Raw genomic sequence first — 13,913 nt, 5'->3', positions numbered from 1 at the left:
CTCCTCGATGAGAGTGGGGCCGAACGGGGACAACGCTAGGCAGTCGCCCCGGCTTTGTACAGACATACCGTCAAGATATTTAGAGCGCTCTAGATGGGTGTCGGAGCCGCCCGGGCCGAGATCCACGTCAGGCAGACCCCGACGCTGCGGGGCCTGCCTGACGGACACCGGGCCGTGCTTCAGGCCGGCGGCTTGACCGCCAGGACCGGCACGGGCGACTCGAGCAGCAGGCGCTGGGAGATGCTGCCCAGCAGGGCCTTGCTCACGGGCGAGCGGCGGCGCACGCCGATCACGAGCCGTTGCACGTCACCGCGTTCGTCGATCTCGTCGAGCACGGCCTCGGAGGGGTCGCGGTCGCCCGCGCCGTGCCGTTCGACGACCTCCGCGCCGGTCGGCACGAGCGCCGGGTCGAGTGCCGACAACGACAGGTTCACGACGACGAGCTTCGCGTCCAGCAGGGCCGCCTCCGCGGCCCCCGCCGCCAGGGCGTGCGTGCCCTCCGTCCCTTCTCCGACCGCCACGAGCACACTCATCGGACACCTCCTGCGGATCGGAAGTCGGCCTCGAGCTCCTCGAGCGACCGCCCGCGGGTCTCGGGCACGTAGCGGTGGGTGAACACCAGGGCGACCAGGCCGAGCACGACGAAGATGAAGAACGTCGGCGCGATCCCGATCGCCTCGACCGTCGGCGGGAAGACCAGCGCGACCACGGCGTTCGCGATCCACAGCACGAACACGCTGATGCCGATCGCGAGGCTGCGGATCTTCAGCGGGAAGATCTCGGAGAGGATCAACCACACCAGGGGGCCGATCGTGCCCTGCATGCAGAACACGAACAGCACGACGAACACCAGGATGAAGTAGGCCTTCGCCGTCCCGTCGGGCAGCAGCAGCGCGGAGAGCCCGACGAGCAGGTGGAACGTCGTCGTCAGGGCGAAGCCGCCGAGCAGCATCGTGCGCCGGTCGATGCGGTTGATCAGCAGGATGCCGACGGTGATGCCGAGGACCGAGAACAGGCCGTTGAGGGTGTTCGCGATGATCGCGGCACTCGCGGAGAACCCGGCGTCGCCGAGAAGCTGGGTGCCGTAGTACATGATCGAGTTGATGCCGGTGAACTGCTGGAACACGCCCAGCCCGGCGCCGATCAGGATGAGCCGGCGGATCCAGCGCACCGACAGGTCGGACGCCCCGCCCGTGCGGGAGAGCTCCTCCTCCTCGGCGAGGCGGTGCACCTCGGCCATCTCGGCGCGCGCCCGCTCCGGGGTGCGGACCTGTTCGAGGACCGCGAGGGCCTCGTCGTCGCGCCCCTGCCCGACGAGCCAGCGCGGGCTCTCCGGCATGCGCAGCATCCCGATGAACAGCGCGATCGCCGGCAGCAGCGCGACGACGAGCATGACGCGCCAGATCGCGTCGATCTCGCCCCAGATGTTGAAGATGACCGCGTTGATGACGAACGCCGCGAACTGGCCCGAGACGATCATGACCTCGTTGCGGGTGACGAGCCCGCCGCGGCGCTCGGCCGGGGCGATCTCGGCGAGGTAGACCGGCACGGTGGCCGAGGCCCCGCCGACCGCGAGCCCGAGCACGAACCGGAAGAGCGCCAGGATCTCCCAGTTCGGGGAGACGACGCAGCCGATCGTGCCGACCATGAAGACGACCGCGAGCAGCAGGATGTTGTGCCGGCGGCCGTACCGGTCGGAGAGCCGACCGCCGACCATCGCGCCGATCGCGGCGCCGAAGATCAGGATGCTGACGACGATGCCCTCGGTGACCGACGTCAGGCCGAGGTCGCGGGTCAGGGGCTCCAGGGCGCCGTTGATGACGCCGGTGTCGTAGCCGAAGAGCAGGCCGCCGAACGTCGCGACGACGGCGATGAGGCCGAGCCGCGAGGAGTGCGGCCCCTTCGTGTCGGGCGGCAGATCCGGTGGTGCCGCGGAGTCGGTGCTCATGAGCGCTCCTCCCCGATGAGGGCGTCGTGGGGCGGCCCGACGGCGGACGTGGTGTCACCCGCCGTCGGGAAGGGGGGTCAGGCGTTGGTGGGGAACCCGAGGTTGAGTCCGGCGTGGGACGGGTCGAGCCAGCGGGTGGTGACGACCTTGCCGCGGGTGAAGAAGTGCACGCCCTCGGTGCCGTGGGCGTGGGTGTCGCCGAACAGCGAGTTCTTCCAGCCGCCGAAGGAGTAGTAGGCCATCGGCACGGGGACCGGCACGTTCACGCCGATCATCCCGACCTCGACCTCGTTCTGGAACCGCCGCGCCGCGCCGCCGTCGTTGGTGAAGATCGCGGTGCCGTTGCCGTACGGGTTGGCGTTGATGAGGTCCACGGCCTCGGCGTAGGTGTCCACGCGCACCACCGAGAGCACCGGGCCGAAGATCTCGTCGGTGTAGACCGACATGTCGGTGCCGACGTGGTCGAGCAGCGTCGGGCCGACGAAGAAGCCCTCGCCGTCGGCGTCGAAGTCACCCTGCCGGCCGTCGACCACGACGGTCGCGCCCTCGCGCTCGCCGGCGTCGACGTAGCCCGACACCCGCTCCTGCGCGGCCTTCGTGACCAGCGGGCCCATGTCGCACGACCGGCGCCCGTCGCCGGTGCGCAGCCCGCGGGCCCGCTCGGCGATCTTGTCGACGAGGGTGTCGGCGATGTCGCCGACCGCGACCAGCGCCGAGATCGCCATGCAGCGCTCGCCGGCGGAGCCGAACCCGGCGTTGATCGCCTGGTCGGCGGCGAGGTCGAGGTCGGCGTCGGGCAGCACGACGGCGTGGTTCTTCGCCCCGCCGAGGGCCTGCACGCGCTTGCCGTGCGCGGTGCCGGTCTCGTAGATGTAGCGCGCGATGGGCGTCGACCCGACGAACGAGATCGACTTGACGTCCGGGCTGGTCAGCAGCCCGTCCACGGCGACCTTGTCGCCGTTGACGACGTTGAACACGCCGTCGGGCAGGCCGGCCTCGCGCCACAGCTCGGCGATCCACAGCGCCGCGGAGGGCACCTTCTCGCTCGGCTTGAGCACCACGGTGTTGCCCGCCGCGATCGCGATCGGGAAGAACCACATCGGCACCATGGCCGGGAAGTTGAACGGCGAGATGATCCCGACGACGCCGAGCGGCTGACGCACCGAGTGCACGTCGACCCCGGTCGAGGCGTTCTCGGTGGCGCCGCCCTTGAGCAGGTGCGGCATGCCGCACGCGAACTCCACGACCTCCTGGCCGCGGGCGACCTCACCGGCCGCGTCGGAGAGGACCTTGCCGTGCTCGGCCGTGATCAGCTCGGCCAGCTCCGGCGCGCGGGCGTTGAGCAGCTCGCGGAACCGGAACAGGATCGTCGTCCGCTTCGACAGCGAGGTGTCCCGCCAGCCGGGGAAGGCGGCCTTCGCCGCGGCGACGGCGTCCAGGACCTCCTCGGCCGAGGCGAACGGGACGTGCTTGGTGACCTGGCCGGTCGCGGGGTCGGTGACGTCGCCGAAGGTGCCGCTCCCGCCCGGGGCGGCCTTGCCGCCGATCCAGTGGGTGAGCTCGGGAACGCCGCCCTCGGTGGGGGTGGTGGCGGTGTCGTCCAGCGTGCTGGTCATCTCGAATCTCCGGATCAGTGCTTCTCAGCGGGCGCGAGGAACGGGCGCTGCCTCGCCTTGTGGGCGTCGTAGGTGGCTCGGGCGGACTGCGTCGAGGCGAGGGTGGAGGTCTCGCTGACCGGCACGTCCCACCAGGACCGGGAGTCGGGTGCCCCGATTAGCGGGTCGGTCTCGACGTGGATCACCGACGCGTGGGCGTCGGCCTTCGCGGCGTGCACGGCCGCCGCGAAGTCCTCGGCGCTGCGCACCCGGCGGACGGGCACGCCGAGGGACTCGGCGTTGGCGGCCAGGTCGACCGGCAGGTGCGAGCCGTCCAGCCGACCGGACGAGGAGCGGTAGCGGTAGCTCGTGCCGAACCGCTGCGAACCGAGCGACTCCGACAGCGAGCCGATCGAGGCGAAGCCGTGGTTCTGCACGAGCACCACGATGACCTTGAGGCCCTCCTGGACCGCGGTGACGAGCTCGGTGGCCATCATCAGGTAGGAGCCGTCGCCGACCATGACGAACACGTCGCGGTCGGGCGAGCCGAGGGCGACGCCGAGACCGCCGGCGACCTCGTAGCCCATGCAGGAGTAGCCGTACTCGACGTGGTAGCCCTTCGGGTCCCGCGTCTGCCACAGCTTGTGCAGGTCACCGGGCATGGAGCCGGCCGCGCAGACCACGACGTCGCGTGGGTCGGACAGGTCGTTGACCATGCCCAGGACCTCGCCCTGGGTGAGCAGGCCGTCCGCGCCGCCGTTCGGGGTCGTCGGGTGGTAGGCGGCGTCGACCGTGGCGGCCCACTCGGCGTCGAGGGCGCGGTACTGCTCGACGTAGGACGCGTCCACCGCGTGCCCGTCGAGGGCGGCGGCCAGCGCCTCCAGCGTCTCGCGGGCGTCGGCGACGACCGAGACGCCCGAGTGCTTCACCGCGTCGATCGGGGCCACGTTGACGTTGACGAAGCGGACGTCGGGGTGCGCGAAGGCGGTGCGGCTCGCCGTCGTGAAGTCGGAGTACCGGGTGCCGATGCCGATCACGACGTCGGCCTCGGCGGCGACCGCGTTGGCGGCGGTGGTGCCGGTGGAGCCGATCGCGCCGAGGCACTGCGGGTGGTCCCATGCGAGCGTGCCCTTGCCGGCCTGCGACTGCCCGACCGGGATGCCGGTGGCCTCGCAGAACGCCGTGAGCGCCTCGACCGCGCCGCTGTAGTGCACGCCGCCGCCGGCGACCACCAGCGGGCGGCGCGCGGAGCGGATGACCTCGGCCGCCCGGGCGACCGCGGAGCGCTCCGGGAGCGGGCGGGCGACGTGCCAGGTGCGCTCGGCGAAGAGCTCGACCGGCCAGTCGTGCGCCTGCGCCTGCACGTCCTGCGGGAAGCAGACCGTGACCGCACCGGTCTCGACCGGGTCGGTGAGCACGCGCATCGCCGAGAGCAGGGCGGCGGGCAGCTGCTCGGGGCGCCACACACGGTCGAAGTACTTCGAGACGGGGCGGAAGCAGTCGTTGACGGTCACGTCGCCGGCGCTCGGGAGCTCGAGCTCCTGCAGCAGGGGCGAGGCCGAGCGGTCGGCGAACGTGTCGGCCGGGAGCAGCAGCACCGGCAGCCGGTTGATGGTGGCGAGGGCGGCGCCGGTGACCATGTTGGTGGCGCCGGGGCCGACGCTGGACGAGACGGCCCAGGTGCGCAGGCGGTCCTGCGTGCGGGCGTAGGCGACGGCGGTGTGCACCATCGCCTGCTCGTTGCGGCCGAGGACGTAGCGCAGCGCGTCGGGCTCCTCGAGCTCGGCCTGCAGCAGCGCCTGGCCCAGCCCCGCCACGTTGCCGTGGCCGAAGATCCCGAAGCACCCGGCGAACAGCTTCTGCCGCACGCCGTCGCGCTCCGAGTACTGCGCGGCGAGGAAGCGCACCGTCGCCTGCGCGACGGTGAGCCGGATCGTGTCGGCCATCATTGCCCTCCCAGACGAGCGTCGATGCTCTGGTCCGCCCAGGTCTCCCGCACCCATGCCTGCTCGGGGTGGTCGGTGATGCGCCAGGCGCGCTCCGGCCCGGGGCCGGCCATGACGTTGAGGTAGTACATGTCGTGCCCGGGGGCGGCCATGCACGGTCCGTGCCAGCCGAACGGGACGAGCACGGTGTCGCGGTCGCGGACCTCGACGAGCACGTCGATCTCCCCGGCCTCCGACGTGGAGGTGCGGTGGTAGCCGATCCCCGGGGTGCCGTGCGGCGAGGCCGCGATCTCGAAGTAGTAGATCTCCTCGAGCTCGGACTCGTGCGGGCCCGCGGTGTCGTGCTTGTGGGCCGGGTAGCTCGACCAGTTGCCGTTCGGCGTGATCACCTCGCAGGCGATCAGCGACGCGGTCTCGAACACCCCGACGGTGCCGAAGTTGCGCACCTGCCGGCTGGCCTGCCCGGCCCCGCGCAGCTCCACAGGGACGTCGGTGGCAGGGGCGTACCGGAACGGGAGCTGCTGGTCGGTGCGCGCGCCGGTCAGCGCGAAGCGGCCCTCGCCCCGCACGGTCACCTCGGCGTCCACGGGCAGGTAGACGACGTCGGTGGGGCCGGCGAACACGCCGGAGCGGCCGCGCAGCTCGAACGTCGTGCTCCCGAGGGTGACCGCGCCGGAGCCGGCGAGCGGGACGACGAACATCTCCTCACCCGCCGTCGGGACGGTCCGCTCCTCCCCCCGGCCGAGCGTGAAGGTGCGCAGCGAGGAGTGGCTCCAGCCCGCGACCTCGGGCGTGATCAGGGTGTCGAAGCCGTCGGCGGCGGTGCTCCCCGACGGCAGGTGGAGCTCGTCGCCGAGCACGGTGCGCGTCATGCCGCGGCCTCCTTCGGCGGGCGGACCAGCGATACGGCGGTGTCGACGGCGGCCGCGACGTCGTGGTCGGGCGGGTAGAGCAGGGACCGGCCGACGACGAGCCCGCGCACGCCGGGCAGGGCGAGCGCCTTGCCCCAGGACGCGTAGGTGTCGTCGGGGTGGCCCGCGGGGTCGCCGCCGAGCAGCAGCGTCGGCAGCGTCGTCGCCGCCATGACCCGCTCCATGTCGTCGATCACGGGCAGCTTGAGCCACGTGTGGGCGCTGGAGGCACCGAGACCCTGCCCGATGTGCACCGAGCGGATGACGGCCTCCGGGGAGAGGTCGTTGACCACGCGACCGTCGACGCGGCGGGAGATGAACGGCTCGACCATCGCGACGATCCCGGCGCGGTTGGCCTCGGTGACGACCTGCGCGCAGCTCTCGAGCGTGGCCACGGTCGCGGGGTCGGCGAGGTCGATGCGGGTGAGCATCTTGATGGCCTCGAAGCCCGCGTCGACGGTGGCGGCGACGTCGTAGCCGGTGAGCCGGTCGTCCATCTCGAACACCGAGCCCGCGAGCCCGCCGCGGTTCATCGAGGAGACCACGACCTTGTCCTCGAGCGCCCCGAGCAGCAGCAGGTCCTCGAGGACGTCGGCGGTGCCCAGGACCCCGTCGACGCCGGGCCGGGCGAGCGCGGTGACCAGCCGCTCGATCAGCTCCGGGCGGCTCTCCATGGCGTCGGGGTTGCCGCGCACCGACAGCGCGCCCCGGGCGGGGTGGTCCGCCGCGACCAGCATGAGCCGGCCGTCGGCGGGCAGGAACGGCTGACGCGACCGGGCGGCGAGCAGCGCGGCGACGCGGCCCGGGTCGTGGGCGCGGACGTCGCGGAGCTCCGCGAGGTCGGCCACGAAGTCAGGCATCGGACTCCCCGTTCTGGTTCGGGTCCCCGCCGGAGAGGAGGACGTCGATCTCGGCGGGCGTGGGCATGGCGGTGGAGCACTCCAGGCGGGAGGCGACGATCGCGCCCGCGGCGTTGGCGCGGTGCAGGACCTCGGCCAGCGGCCAGCCGGCGAGCAGGCCGTGCGCGAGCGAGCCGCCGAAGCTGTCGCCGGCGCCGAGGCCGTTGTAGGGGGTGATCTGCAGCGGCGGGGAGACGACCCGCTCGGTGCGGGTCTTCGCGAGCACGCCCTTCGGGCCCTGCTTCACGACGGCGAGCTCCACACCGGCGTCGAGCAGGGCGTCGGCCGCCCGGTCGGGGTCGGTCTCGTCGACGGCGACCTCGCACTCCTCGCGGTTGCCGACGGTCACGGTCACCTGCCCGAGGACCTTCTGGATCTCCGCGCGCGCCTGCTCCGGGGACTCCCAGAACATCGGCCGGTAGTCCAGGTCGAGCACCGTGCGCCCGGAGCCGCGGGCGGCGAGCGCCTCGTGGTGCGCCGAGCGTGACGGCTCCTCGGACAAGCCGGTGACCGAGAGCCACAGCAGGTCGGTGCCCGCGATGGCGTCGCGGTCGAGGTCGGCCGGGCGGACCTGCAGGTCCGGCGCGGTGGGCCGGCGGTAGAAGTACAGCGGGAAGTCGTCCGGCGGGAAGATCTCGCAGAACGTGACCGGGGTGGCGTACTCGGTGTTCGTGACGACGTAGCGGTCGTCGACCCCGAGGCGGTTCAGCTCCCGGCGCACGTAGCGACCGAACGGGTCGTCGCCCACGCCGGTGACGATCGCGGCGCGGCGACCCAGACGGGCCGCGGCGACGGCGACGTTCGCGGTGGTGCCGCCGAGGAACTTGCCGAACGTGGTGACGTCCTCCAGCCCGACCCCGACCTGCAGCGGGTAGATGTCCACCCCGGCCCGGCCGAACGTCAGGACCTCGGGGGGCGCGACGGAGGCGTTCATGGATGACCTCTCGGTGCTCGTGGGTTCCGGCGTCGTGCAGAACGGTAGGCGCGCCCACCGACAACGTCAATACTTTGTACAGACATGATGACAATAGGACGTGAGGCGGTACGCTGCCCCCATGGCCACCCGCTCCGAGGCCGTCCCGCTGGACGTGCGGCTCGACCGGACCAGTCCCGTGCCGCTCTACCACCAGCTCTCCCAGGCGATCGAGGGCAAGATCGCGTCCGGCGAGCTGCAGCCCGGGGACCGCATCGAGAACGAGCTCGCGCTCACCGAGCGGCTCGGCCTCGCCCGCCCCACGGCGCGGCAGGCGATCCAGGAGCTGGTCCGCAAGGGCATGCTCGTGCGCCGGCGCGGCCTCGGCACCCAGGTCACCCGGCCCGCGATCCACCGCGACGTCCGGCTCTCGTCCCTCCACGAGGACCTCACGACGGCGGGTCGCGCGCCCCGCACGCGGCTGCTCTCGACCGACACCGTGCCCGCGGCGTCGCTCGGGCTCGGCGAGGTGCTGTCCCCGGACGAGACGCTGCAGCGGATCCGACGGCTGCGCTCCGCCGACGACGAGCCGCTCGCCGTCATGACGAACTACCTGCCCGAGCGGTTGCGCCTGACCGACGACGACCTCGCCGAGCTCGCGAGCACCGGCCTCTACGACCTGCTGCGCGCCCGGGGCGTGCAGATCGCCATCGCCCGCCAGACCATCGGCGCGCGGCTCGCCACCGACGAGGAGGCGACGCTGCTCGAGCAGGAGACGCCGCTGGCCTGCGTCACCGCCGAGATGCTGGTGTACGACGACGCCGGCGCGCTCGTCGAGGTCGGGCGCCACCTCTACCGCGCCGACCGGTACACGGTGGAGACCTCGGTCGTCGTGTAGGCGGCTCGGCCCTGGTCCGGCGCTGGTTCGGTACCAAGGCCGCCGCGCGGGCGCCGAGATCTCATCGAGCCGAGCGATGTGCTCGCTCAGCGATCACATCGCGCGGCAGGTCGGGATCTTGCTCCCGGGAGCGGTCAGCGCACCGACAGGCGCTGGCCGGGACGGATCAGATCGGCGTCGGCGAGGTCGTTGCGGTCCGCGAGCGTGCTCACCTCGACGCGGTAGCGGGCTGCGATGGACGACAGCGTGTCCCCGGGACGGACGGTGTAGGAACCCACGCCGTCCTCGTCGGTCGCGAGCGACGCGCGGCTCGACGACCCCCACCCGCTCGTCACCGACGACACGAACGCGCCGAGGCTGCTCCCGGCCTCCCCGAGGGCACGTCCGCCCGATCGCACGGTGGCGGCGGAGTTCGCCGGCTCGGAGATGACGGCGACCAGCAGGACGACGAGGACCACCAGACCGACGATCCGCGCCAGGTTCATACCGAGATCCTCGCCCGCAGCCACGCCTCGTGCCGAGCCCGCGCTCGGAGATGGGCCGGACGCCGCAGCGTGGCAGGGCCGGGCGGTCGTGCCGGATCGCCCGGAGAGCCCCAACTTCTTGCGACCCGATCGAGCGCTCCGCACGATCGACCGACGATGGATCTCTTGCCGCTGGCCTTCGTCGTGCTGGTCGTGCTCTTCGTCCTCGTCCCGTTCCGGCGCCTCAAGGGCGGTCGTGGAGGAGGGTCGGAGAAGGCTCTCGTGGGCGCCGTCTGGGTCGTCATCGGCGTCGTGCTCGCGGTGATCATCGCCAGCCGCTGACCCCGCCCGCGAGCGCCAAGATCTCATCGAGCCGAGCGATGTGCTCGCTCAGCGATCACCTTGCTCGGCGGGTCGGGATCTTGCGCCCGGGAGCGGTCAGCGCACCGACAGGCGCTGGCCGGGCCGGATCAGATCGGCGTCGGCGAGGTCGTTGCGATCCGCGAGCGTGGCCGGGCTGACCGAGTACCGAGCCGCGATCGAGGAGAGCGTGTCACCCGGGCGCACGGTGTAGGTGCCCGACGAGGACGCCGACGACGAGGACCCCGACGACGACCCCGACCCGCCGCCCGGCGCCACGCCCCGCACGAACTGGATCAGGCTCGTCCCCGCCTCCTGCAGGGCGTCGCCGCCGTTGCGCACCGTCGCCGCCGAGGTCAGCGGCTGGGAGACGATCGCGTACAGCACGAGCGCCAGCACGAGGATTCCGACCACCCGCCCGAGGCTCACCCGTCCATGGTGCGAGCCCCGGAGAGCTCACGCGAGCAGGGAGAAGTCGATCCCTCAGTGGTCGGAACATCCGGCGCGGCCGGCCCCGGGGGTTGGGCTGTTCAGACCCGTTCGATGATCGTCGCGTTCGACTGGCCGCCGCCCTCGCACATCGTCTGCAGGCCCCGGGTGCCCCCGGTGCGACGGAGTTCGTGCACGAGCTTGGTGGCGAGCACGGCCCCGGTGGCACCCAGCGGGTGGCCCATCGCGATGGCGCCGCCGTTGACGTTGGTCCGCTCCAGCGGCGCGCCGGTCTCCTCGGCCCACGCGAGCACGACCGGCGCGAACGCCTCGTTGCACTCGAAGAGGTCGATGTCGTCGATCGTCAGGCCGGCCTTCTTCAGGACCGACCGGGTCGCCGGGATGGGCCCGGTGAGCATGAGGACCGGGTCCTCCCCGACGACGGCCATCGTCGAGACCTTCGCGATCGGCTCCAGGTCGTGCTCCCGCATCGCCTGCTCGGAGGCGATCAGCATGGCCGCCGACCCCACCGACACCTGCGACGACACGGCCGCGGTCAGCGCGTAGCCCTCCCGCAGCGGCGGGAGCGACGCCATCTTCTCCAGGTCGACGTTCGGCCGGATGCCCTCGTCGTGGGAGAGGAAGTTCAGCGGCGCGATCTGCCCGGTGAAGCGGCCCTCGTCGGTCGCGACCGCGGCCCGCCGGTGCGACTCGACGGCGAACTCCTCCATCCGCTCCCGCGTGATGCCCCACTTCTCGGCGATCAGCTGCGCACCGCGGAACTGGCTGATCTCCTGCTCGCCGTAGCGCTGGATCCACTTCGCGCCCTCGCGCCGGGTGCCCATGCGCTCCAGGACCGCGGCGTTCGCGTCGATCGGCACGATCGCCATGTTCTCGACGCCCGCCGCGACCACGAGGTCCTGCGTCCCGGACATGATGGCCTGCGCCGCGAAGTGCAGCGCCTGCTGCGACGAGCCGCAGGCGCGGTTGATCGTGGTGCCGGGGACGTGCTCGGGGAAGCCCGCGGAGAGCCAGGCCGTGCGGCCGATGACCCCGGCCTGCGGGCCGAGCTGGGTCACGCAGCCCATCAGCACGTCCTCGACGGCGCCCGGGTCGACGCCGGTCCGCTCCATGAGCGCCGTCAACGCGTGCGCCCCGAGGTCGGCGGGGTGGACGTCGGCGAGCTTGCCCTTGCGGGTCCCGACCGGCGAGCGGACGGCGTCGACGATGTACGCGTCGGCCACGGCGCCTCCTACGAGCGTGTGCGGTTCCTGACCGTCAGTGTCAGTCGTGGACCACGGCTGACGCCAGCGGCGTCGATCTCAGCCCTGCCGGGACGTCGTGGCCCGGTAGTTCGCGATCAGGTCCTTGGTGAGCTGACCGCGCGCCTTCACCTCGATGCCCTCGTCGATCGCCCAGGCGCGGATCCGCTCGCGCTCGGTCGCCGTCAGCCCGTCGCGGCCACGCTTCTCCTCGCCCGGCCCCGACGCGGCCGCCTCCGACGGCGCAGCCTCCGCCTCGGGAGCGGGCCGGGCGGGGGCCGCCTCGTCCGCGCGGGTCAGCAACGACGGGTCGCCGGCCTCGAACGCCTCGACCACCCAGCCCGGGAGCCGTCCACGGGCCGACAGCCCGGCACCGTGCTCGGTGGCCCAGGCGCGGATCTCCTGGTTGCGCTCGCGGGACGAGGACGACGGGGCGGTCGCGGGCGCCGGCGCGGGTGCCGCGGTGGCCGTCCGGCGGCCACCGCTGCGGCGGGCGGCCGCGACGTAGCGCTCCAGTGCCGCGCGCAGTTCCCCGGCGTTCGCGGCGGAGAGGTCGATCTCGTAGGACGCGCCGTCGAGTCCGAAGTCGACGGTCTCCTCGGCGGTGCCGCCGTCGAGGTCGTCGACCCACGTGACCGTGGTCCTGGTGGCCATGCCTGTACTCCTCGGGTCGGCCGGGGTGGGTGGGCTCGGAGGTCGCCGGTCCCCCCGGGCCCGCTCCCCGCGCTGGTCCTACCAGGTGACCCCGACGATCAGGGCCGGACACGGCCGCGATCACGCTCACACACCGCAGAGTCCGAGCAGCCGGTCGCGGGCCGAGCCCGACTCCGGGGGCCGTGCGGGCAGCAGGATGCCCACCTGTCGCCAGAGCTCCGCCCGCGGCTCGAGCCCGACGAGCACGGCCGTCGCGAGCTCGTCGTCGACCGGCGACGCCAGCCCCACGGCCCGTGCCAGCGCCTCGGCCCGAGGGCACGCGCGACGACGAGCTGCCAGAGGTACTCCTCGACGGTCTGGTCGCCGAAGGACGAGTGCACGGTCGCGCCGAGGTCGGTCACGGCGTCCGCGGCCTCGCGCGCCCGGCGGGCCAGGTCGGGGAACGGCCCGACGTCGGGCTCGCCCGCCTCCGCCATCGTCTCCCCCGCCAGCTGCGAGGGGATCCACGCCTCGTCCCGCGCGAGGTGCGCGACGGCGTCCCGCACCGGACGGCCGCCGAGCGGGTCGGAGGCGAAGACGGGCGCAGGGACCCGCTCCCACCCGTCGTCGGGAATGCTCTCGACGACGCCCTCGATCGCGCGGTCGGCCTGCCGGAACGTCTCCACCGGGTTCATGACGGCGAGCGTGGCGGGAGAGGCGGTCAGGTCCGGTCCGCCGTGCTCACGCCGTGCGCGCCACGACGGCCCGCTCGACGAGGCCCGCGAGCCAGTCGACCAGCAGCGCGAGCGCCGCCACGAGCGAGCCGGCGACGACGAGCACGGTGAGGCGGTTCAGCAGCAGCGCCTGCTGGATCAACGCCCCGAGCCCGCCCGCGCCGATGTAGGAGGCGAGCGTCGCGGTGCCGACGTTGAGCACGAGGGCCACCCGCACCCCGGCGACGATCACCGGCACCGCGAGCGGGATCTCGATCCGGAGCAGACACTGCGGGGCCGACATCCCCATGCCGCGGGCCGCCTCGACGAGCGTCTCGTCCACCTCCTGCAGGCCGACGATCGTGTTCCGCAGGACCGGGAGGAAGGCGGCCAGCGTCAGCCCGAGGACGGCGCTGGGCAGCCCGAAGCGCCAGAAGCCGAGCAGGATCAGGACCCCGAAGGCCGGCAGCGCCTGCGCGAACCCGCCGACCACGGCGACCGCCCGGGCCACGAGGACGAACCGGGGACGGCTCAGGACGAGCCCCAGCGGCACGGCGACGGCGAGCACGAGGGCGGTGGAGTACGCCGTGAGCACGAGGTGCTGGGAGAGCTGGCCGAGGACGTTCGCGGGGTCGAGGGCGCGCTGTTCGAGGGAGTCGAGCCGCCCCGCGTAGACGGTGCCGACGGCGACGAGCAGGCCTACGACGAGGAGGAGGGGCGTGGCCCAGAGGTCGGGGGTGGCGAGCAGGACGCGCCACGCGCGGCGGGCACGCTCCCCGGGGACCTCGACCGCCACGTCGATCATCGTGCTGGTCCGGACGCCGCCCGGCAGCACGACGCGATGGCGCACGACCGGTCGTCACGACGCGTGACACGGACGCCCGGACCGTGCCCGGGAACCGGTGCCGGCCGCATCGGTTCCCGCGGGCGGTCGGCCGGGGC

Annotated in this window: 15 protein-coding genes and 1 pseudogene; 2 read left to right on the top strand and 14 right to left on the bottom strand. The window is 72.9% G+C overall.

Annotated features, from left to right (window positions below; genetic code table 11):
• Window positions 1-179: 179 nt before the first annotated feature.
• The 7 genes from LN037_RS17610 to iolC all read right to left on the bottom strand — a co-directional run bounded on the left by LN037_RS17610 (window position 180) and on the right by iolC (window position 8,233).
• On the bottom strand, window positions 180-533 hold the full coding sequence (locus tag LN037_RS17610; protein ID WP_230754916.1) for a universal stress protein: 354 nt from the start codon (window positions 531-533) through the stop codon (window positions 180-182).
• The gene (locus LN037_RS17605; protein WP_230754914.1) at window positions 530-1,948 is read right to left on the bottom strand and encodes a sugar porter family MFS transporter; all 1,419 of its coding nucleotides are present in this window, start codon (window positions 1,946-1,948) and stop codon (window positions 530-532) included. Before LN037_RS17605 ends, LN037_RS17610 begins: the two co-directional genes overlap by 4 nt.
• Before the next feature lie 77 nt (window positions 1,949-2,025).
• The gene (locus tag LN037_RS17600) at window positions 2,026-3,564 is read right to left on the bottom strand and encodes a CoA-acylating methylmalonate-semialdehyde dehydrogenase (protein WP_230754912.1); all 1,539 of its coding nucleotides are present in this window, start codon (window positions 3,562-3,564) and stop codon (window positions 2,026-2,028) included.
• Between the two features lie 14 nt (window positions 3,565-3,578).
• Window positions 3,579-5,489 (bottom strand): 3D-(3,5/4)-trihydroxycyclohexane-1,2-dione acylhydrolase (decyclizing), encoded by a 1,911-nt coding sequence (iolD, locus tag LN037_RS17595; protein ID WP_230754910.1) that lies wholly within the window; start codon window positions 5,487-5,489, stop codon window positions 3,579-3,581.
• Window positions 5,489-6,361, bottom strand: a complete 873-nt coding sequence (gene iolB / locus LN037_RS17590) for a 5-deoxy-glucuronate isomerase (protein ID WP_230754908.1) — start codon at window positions 6,359-6,361, stop codon at window positions 5,489-5,491. Before iolB ends, iolD begins: the two co-directional genes overlap by 1 nt.
• Window positions 6,358-7,260 carry a class I fructose-bisphosphate aldolase gene (locus tag LN037_RS17585; RefSeq protein WP_230754906.1) on the bottom strand — a complete coding sequence of 301 codons (903 nt, stop codon included), beginning with the start codon at window positions 7,258-7,260 and terminating at the stop codon, window positions 6,358-6,360. Before LN037_RS17585 ends, iolB begins: the two co-directional genes overlap by 4 nt.
• A complete protein-coding gene (gene iolC / locus LN037_RS17580; protein ID WP_230754904.1) occupies window positions 7,253-8,233 on the bottom strand; it encodes a 5-dehydro-2-deoxygluconokinase in 981 nt (326 codons plus the stop codon). The genes LN037_RS17585 and iolC overlap by 8 nt, the downstream gene beginning before the upstream one ends.
• Window positions 8,234-8,354: 121 nt before the next feature.
• Here iolC and LN037_RS17575 point away from each other — a divergent pair, with 121 nt between their 5' ends.
• Window positions 8,355-9,110, top strand: a complete 756-nt coding sequence (locus LN037_RS17575) for a GntR family transcriptional regulator (RefSeq protein ID WP_230754902.1) — start codon at window positions 8,355-8,357, stop codon at window positions 9,108-9,110.
• Window positions 9,111-9,244: 134 nt separating this feature from the next.
• Here the strand turns inward: LN037_RS17575 and LN037_RS33180 are convergent, their stop codons facing one another.
• Window positions 9,245-9,595 carry a LysM peptidoglycan-binding domain-containing protein gene (locus tag LN037_RS33180; RefSeq protein WP_305058797.1) on the bottom strand — a complete coding sequence of 117 codons (351 nt, stop codon included), beginning with the start codon at window positions 9,593-9,595 and terminating at the stop codon, window positions 9,245-9,247.
• 156 nt (window positions 9,596-9,751) lie between these two features.
• Between LN037_RS33180 and LN037_RS17560 the strand changes: the two genes are divergently transcribed.
• Window positions 9,752-9,916: a hypothetical protein gene (locus LN037_RS17560; RefSeq protein WP_230754900.1), complete on the top strand. Its 165-nt coding sequence runs from the start codon at window positions 9,752-9,754 to the stop codon at window positions 9,914-9,916.
• Window positions 9,917-10,012: 96 nt separating this feature from the next.
• Here the strand turns inward: LN037_RS17560 and LN037_RS33725 are convergent, their stop codons facing one another.
• The 6 genes and pseudogenes from LN037_RS33725 to LN037_RS17535 form a co-directional block, all read right to left on the bottom strand.
• Entirely contained in the window at window positions 10,013-10,363 is a 351-nt protein-coding gene (locus tag LN037_RS33725) for a LysM peptidoglycan-binding domain-containing protein (protein ID WP_230754898.1), read from the bottom strand.
• Between the two features lie 101 nt (window positions 10,364-10,464).
• Entirely contained in the window at window positions 10,465-11,607 is a 1,143-nt protein-coding gene (locus LN037_RS17550; RefSeq protein WP_230754896.1) for an acetyl-CoA C-acetyltransferase, read from the bottom strand.
• Between the two features lie 78 nt (window positions 11,608-11,685).
• A complete protein-coding gene (locus LN037_RS34155) occupies window positions 11,686-11,961 on the bottom strand; it encodes an Lsr2 family DNA-binding protein (RefSeq protein ID WP_504756056.1) in 276 nt (91 codons plus the stop codon).
• A pseudogene (locus tag LN037_RS17545) lies at window positions 11,947-12,279 on the bottom strand (histone-like nucleoid-structuring protein Lsr2); the annotation flags it as partial. The pseudogene LN037_RS17545 and the gene LN037_RS34155, both read right to left, overlap by 15 nt.
• 98 nt (window positions 12,280-12,377) lie before the next feature.
• Window positions 12,378-12,953, bottom strand: coding sequence for a hypothetical protein (locus tag LN037_RS17540; RefSeq protein WP_230754895.1), 576 nt, complete (start codon window positions 12,951-12,953; stop codon window positions 12,378-12,380).
• A gap of 46 nt (window positions 12,954-12,999) precedes the next feature.
• Entirely contained in the window at window positions 13,000-13,821 is an 822-nt protein-coding gene (locus LN037_RS17535) for an ABC transporter permease (RefSeq protein WP_230754893.1), read from the bottom strand.
• Window positions 13,822-13,913 lie beyond the last annotated feature (92 nt).

Source organism: Actinomycetospora soli (assembly GCF_021026295.1).
GTDB classification, from domain to species: domain Bacteria; phylum Actinomycetota; class Actinomycetes; order Mycobacteriales; family Pseudonocardiaceae; genus Actinomycetospora; species Actinomycetospora soli.
This window is presented reverse-complemented; position numbering and strand designations above follow the sequence as displayed.

What these genes read in the sequence shown, in the direction of transcription:
- LN037_RS17610 (WP_230754916.1), bottom strand. Translation starts at nt 533, where the DNA reads ATGAGTGTGCTCGTGGCGGTCGGAGAAGGGACGGAGGGCACGCACGCC.
- LN037_RS17605 (WP_230754914.1), bottom strand. Translation starts at nt 1,948, where the DNA reads ATGAGCACCGACTCCGCGGCACCACCGGATCTGCCGCCCGACACGAAG.
- LN037_RS17600 (WP_230754912.1), bottom strand. Translation starts at nt 3,564, where the DNA reads ATGACCAGCACGCTGGACGACACCGCCACCACCCCCACCGAGGGCGGC.
- iolD (WP_230754910.1), bottom strand. Translation starts at nt 5,489, where the DNA reads ATGGCCGACACGATCCGGCTCACCGTCGCGCAGGCGACGGTGCGCTTC.
- iolB (WP_230754908.1), bottom strand. Translation starts at nt 6,361, where the DNA reads ATGACGCGCACCGTGCTCGGCGACGAGCTCCACCTGCCGTCGGGGAGC.
- LN037_RS17585 (WP_230754906.1), bottom strand. Translation starts at nt 7,260, where the DNA reads ATGCCTGACTTCGTGGCCGACCTCGCGGAGCTCCGCGACGTCCGCGCC.
- iolC (WP_230754904.1), bottom strand. Translation starts at nt 8,233, where the DNA reads ATGAACGCCTCCGTCGCGCCCCCCGAGGTCCTGACGTTCGGCCGGGCC.
- LN037_RS17575 (WP_230754902.1), top strand. Translation starts at nt 8,355, where the DNA reads ATGGCCACCCGCTCCGAGGCCGTCCCGCTGGACGTGCGGCTCGACCGG.
- LN037_RS33180 (WP_305058797.1), bottom strand. Translation starts at nt 9,595, where the DNA reads ATGAACCTGGCGCGGATCGTCGGTCTGGTGGTCCTCGTCGTCCTGCTG.
- LN037_RS17560 (WP_230754900.1), top strand. Translation starts at nt 9,752, where the DNA reads ATGGATCTCTTGCCGCTGGCCTTCGTCGTGCTGGTCGTGCTCTTCGTC.
- LN037_RS17540 (WP_230754895.1), bottom strand. Translation starts at nt 12,953, where the DNA reads ATGAACCCGGTGGAGACGTTCCGGCAGGCCGACCGCGCGATCGAGGGC.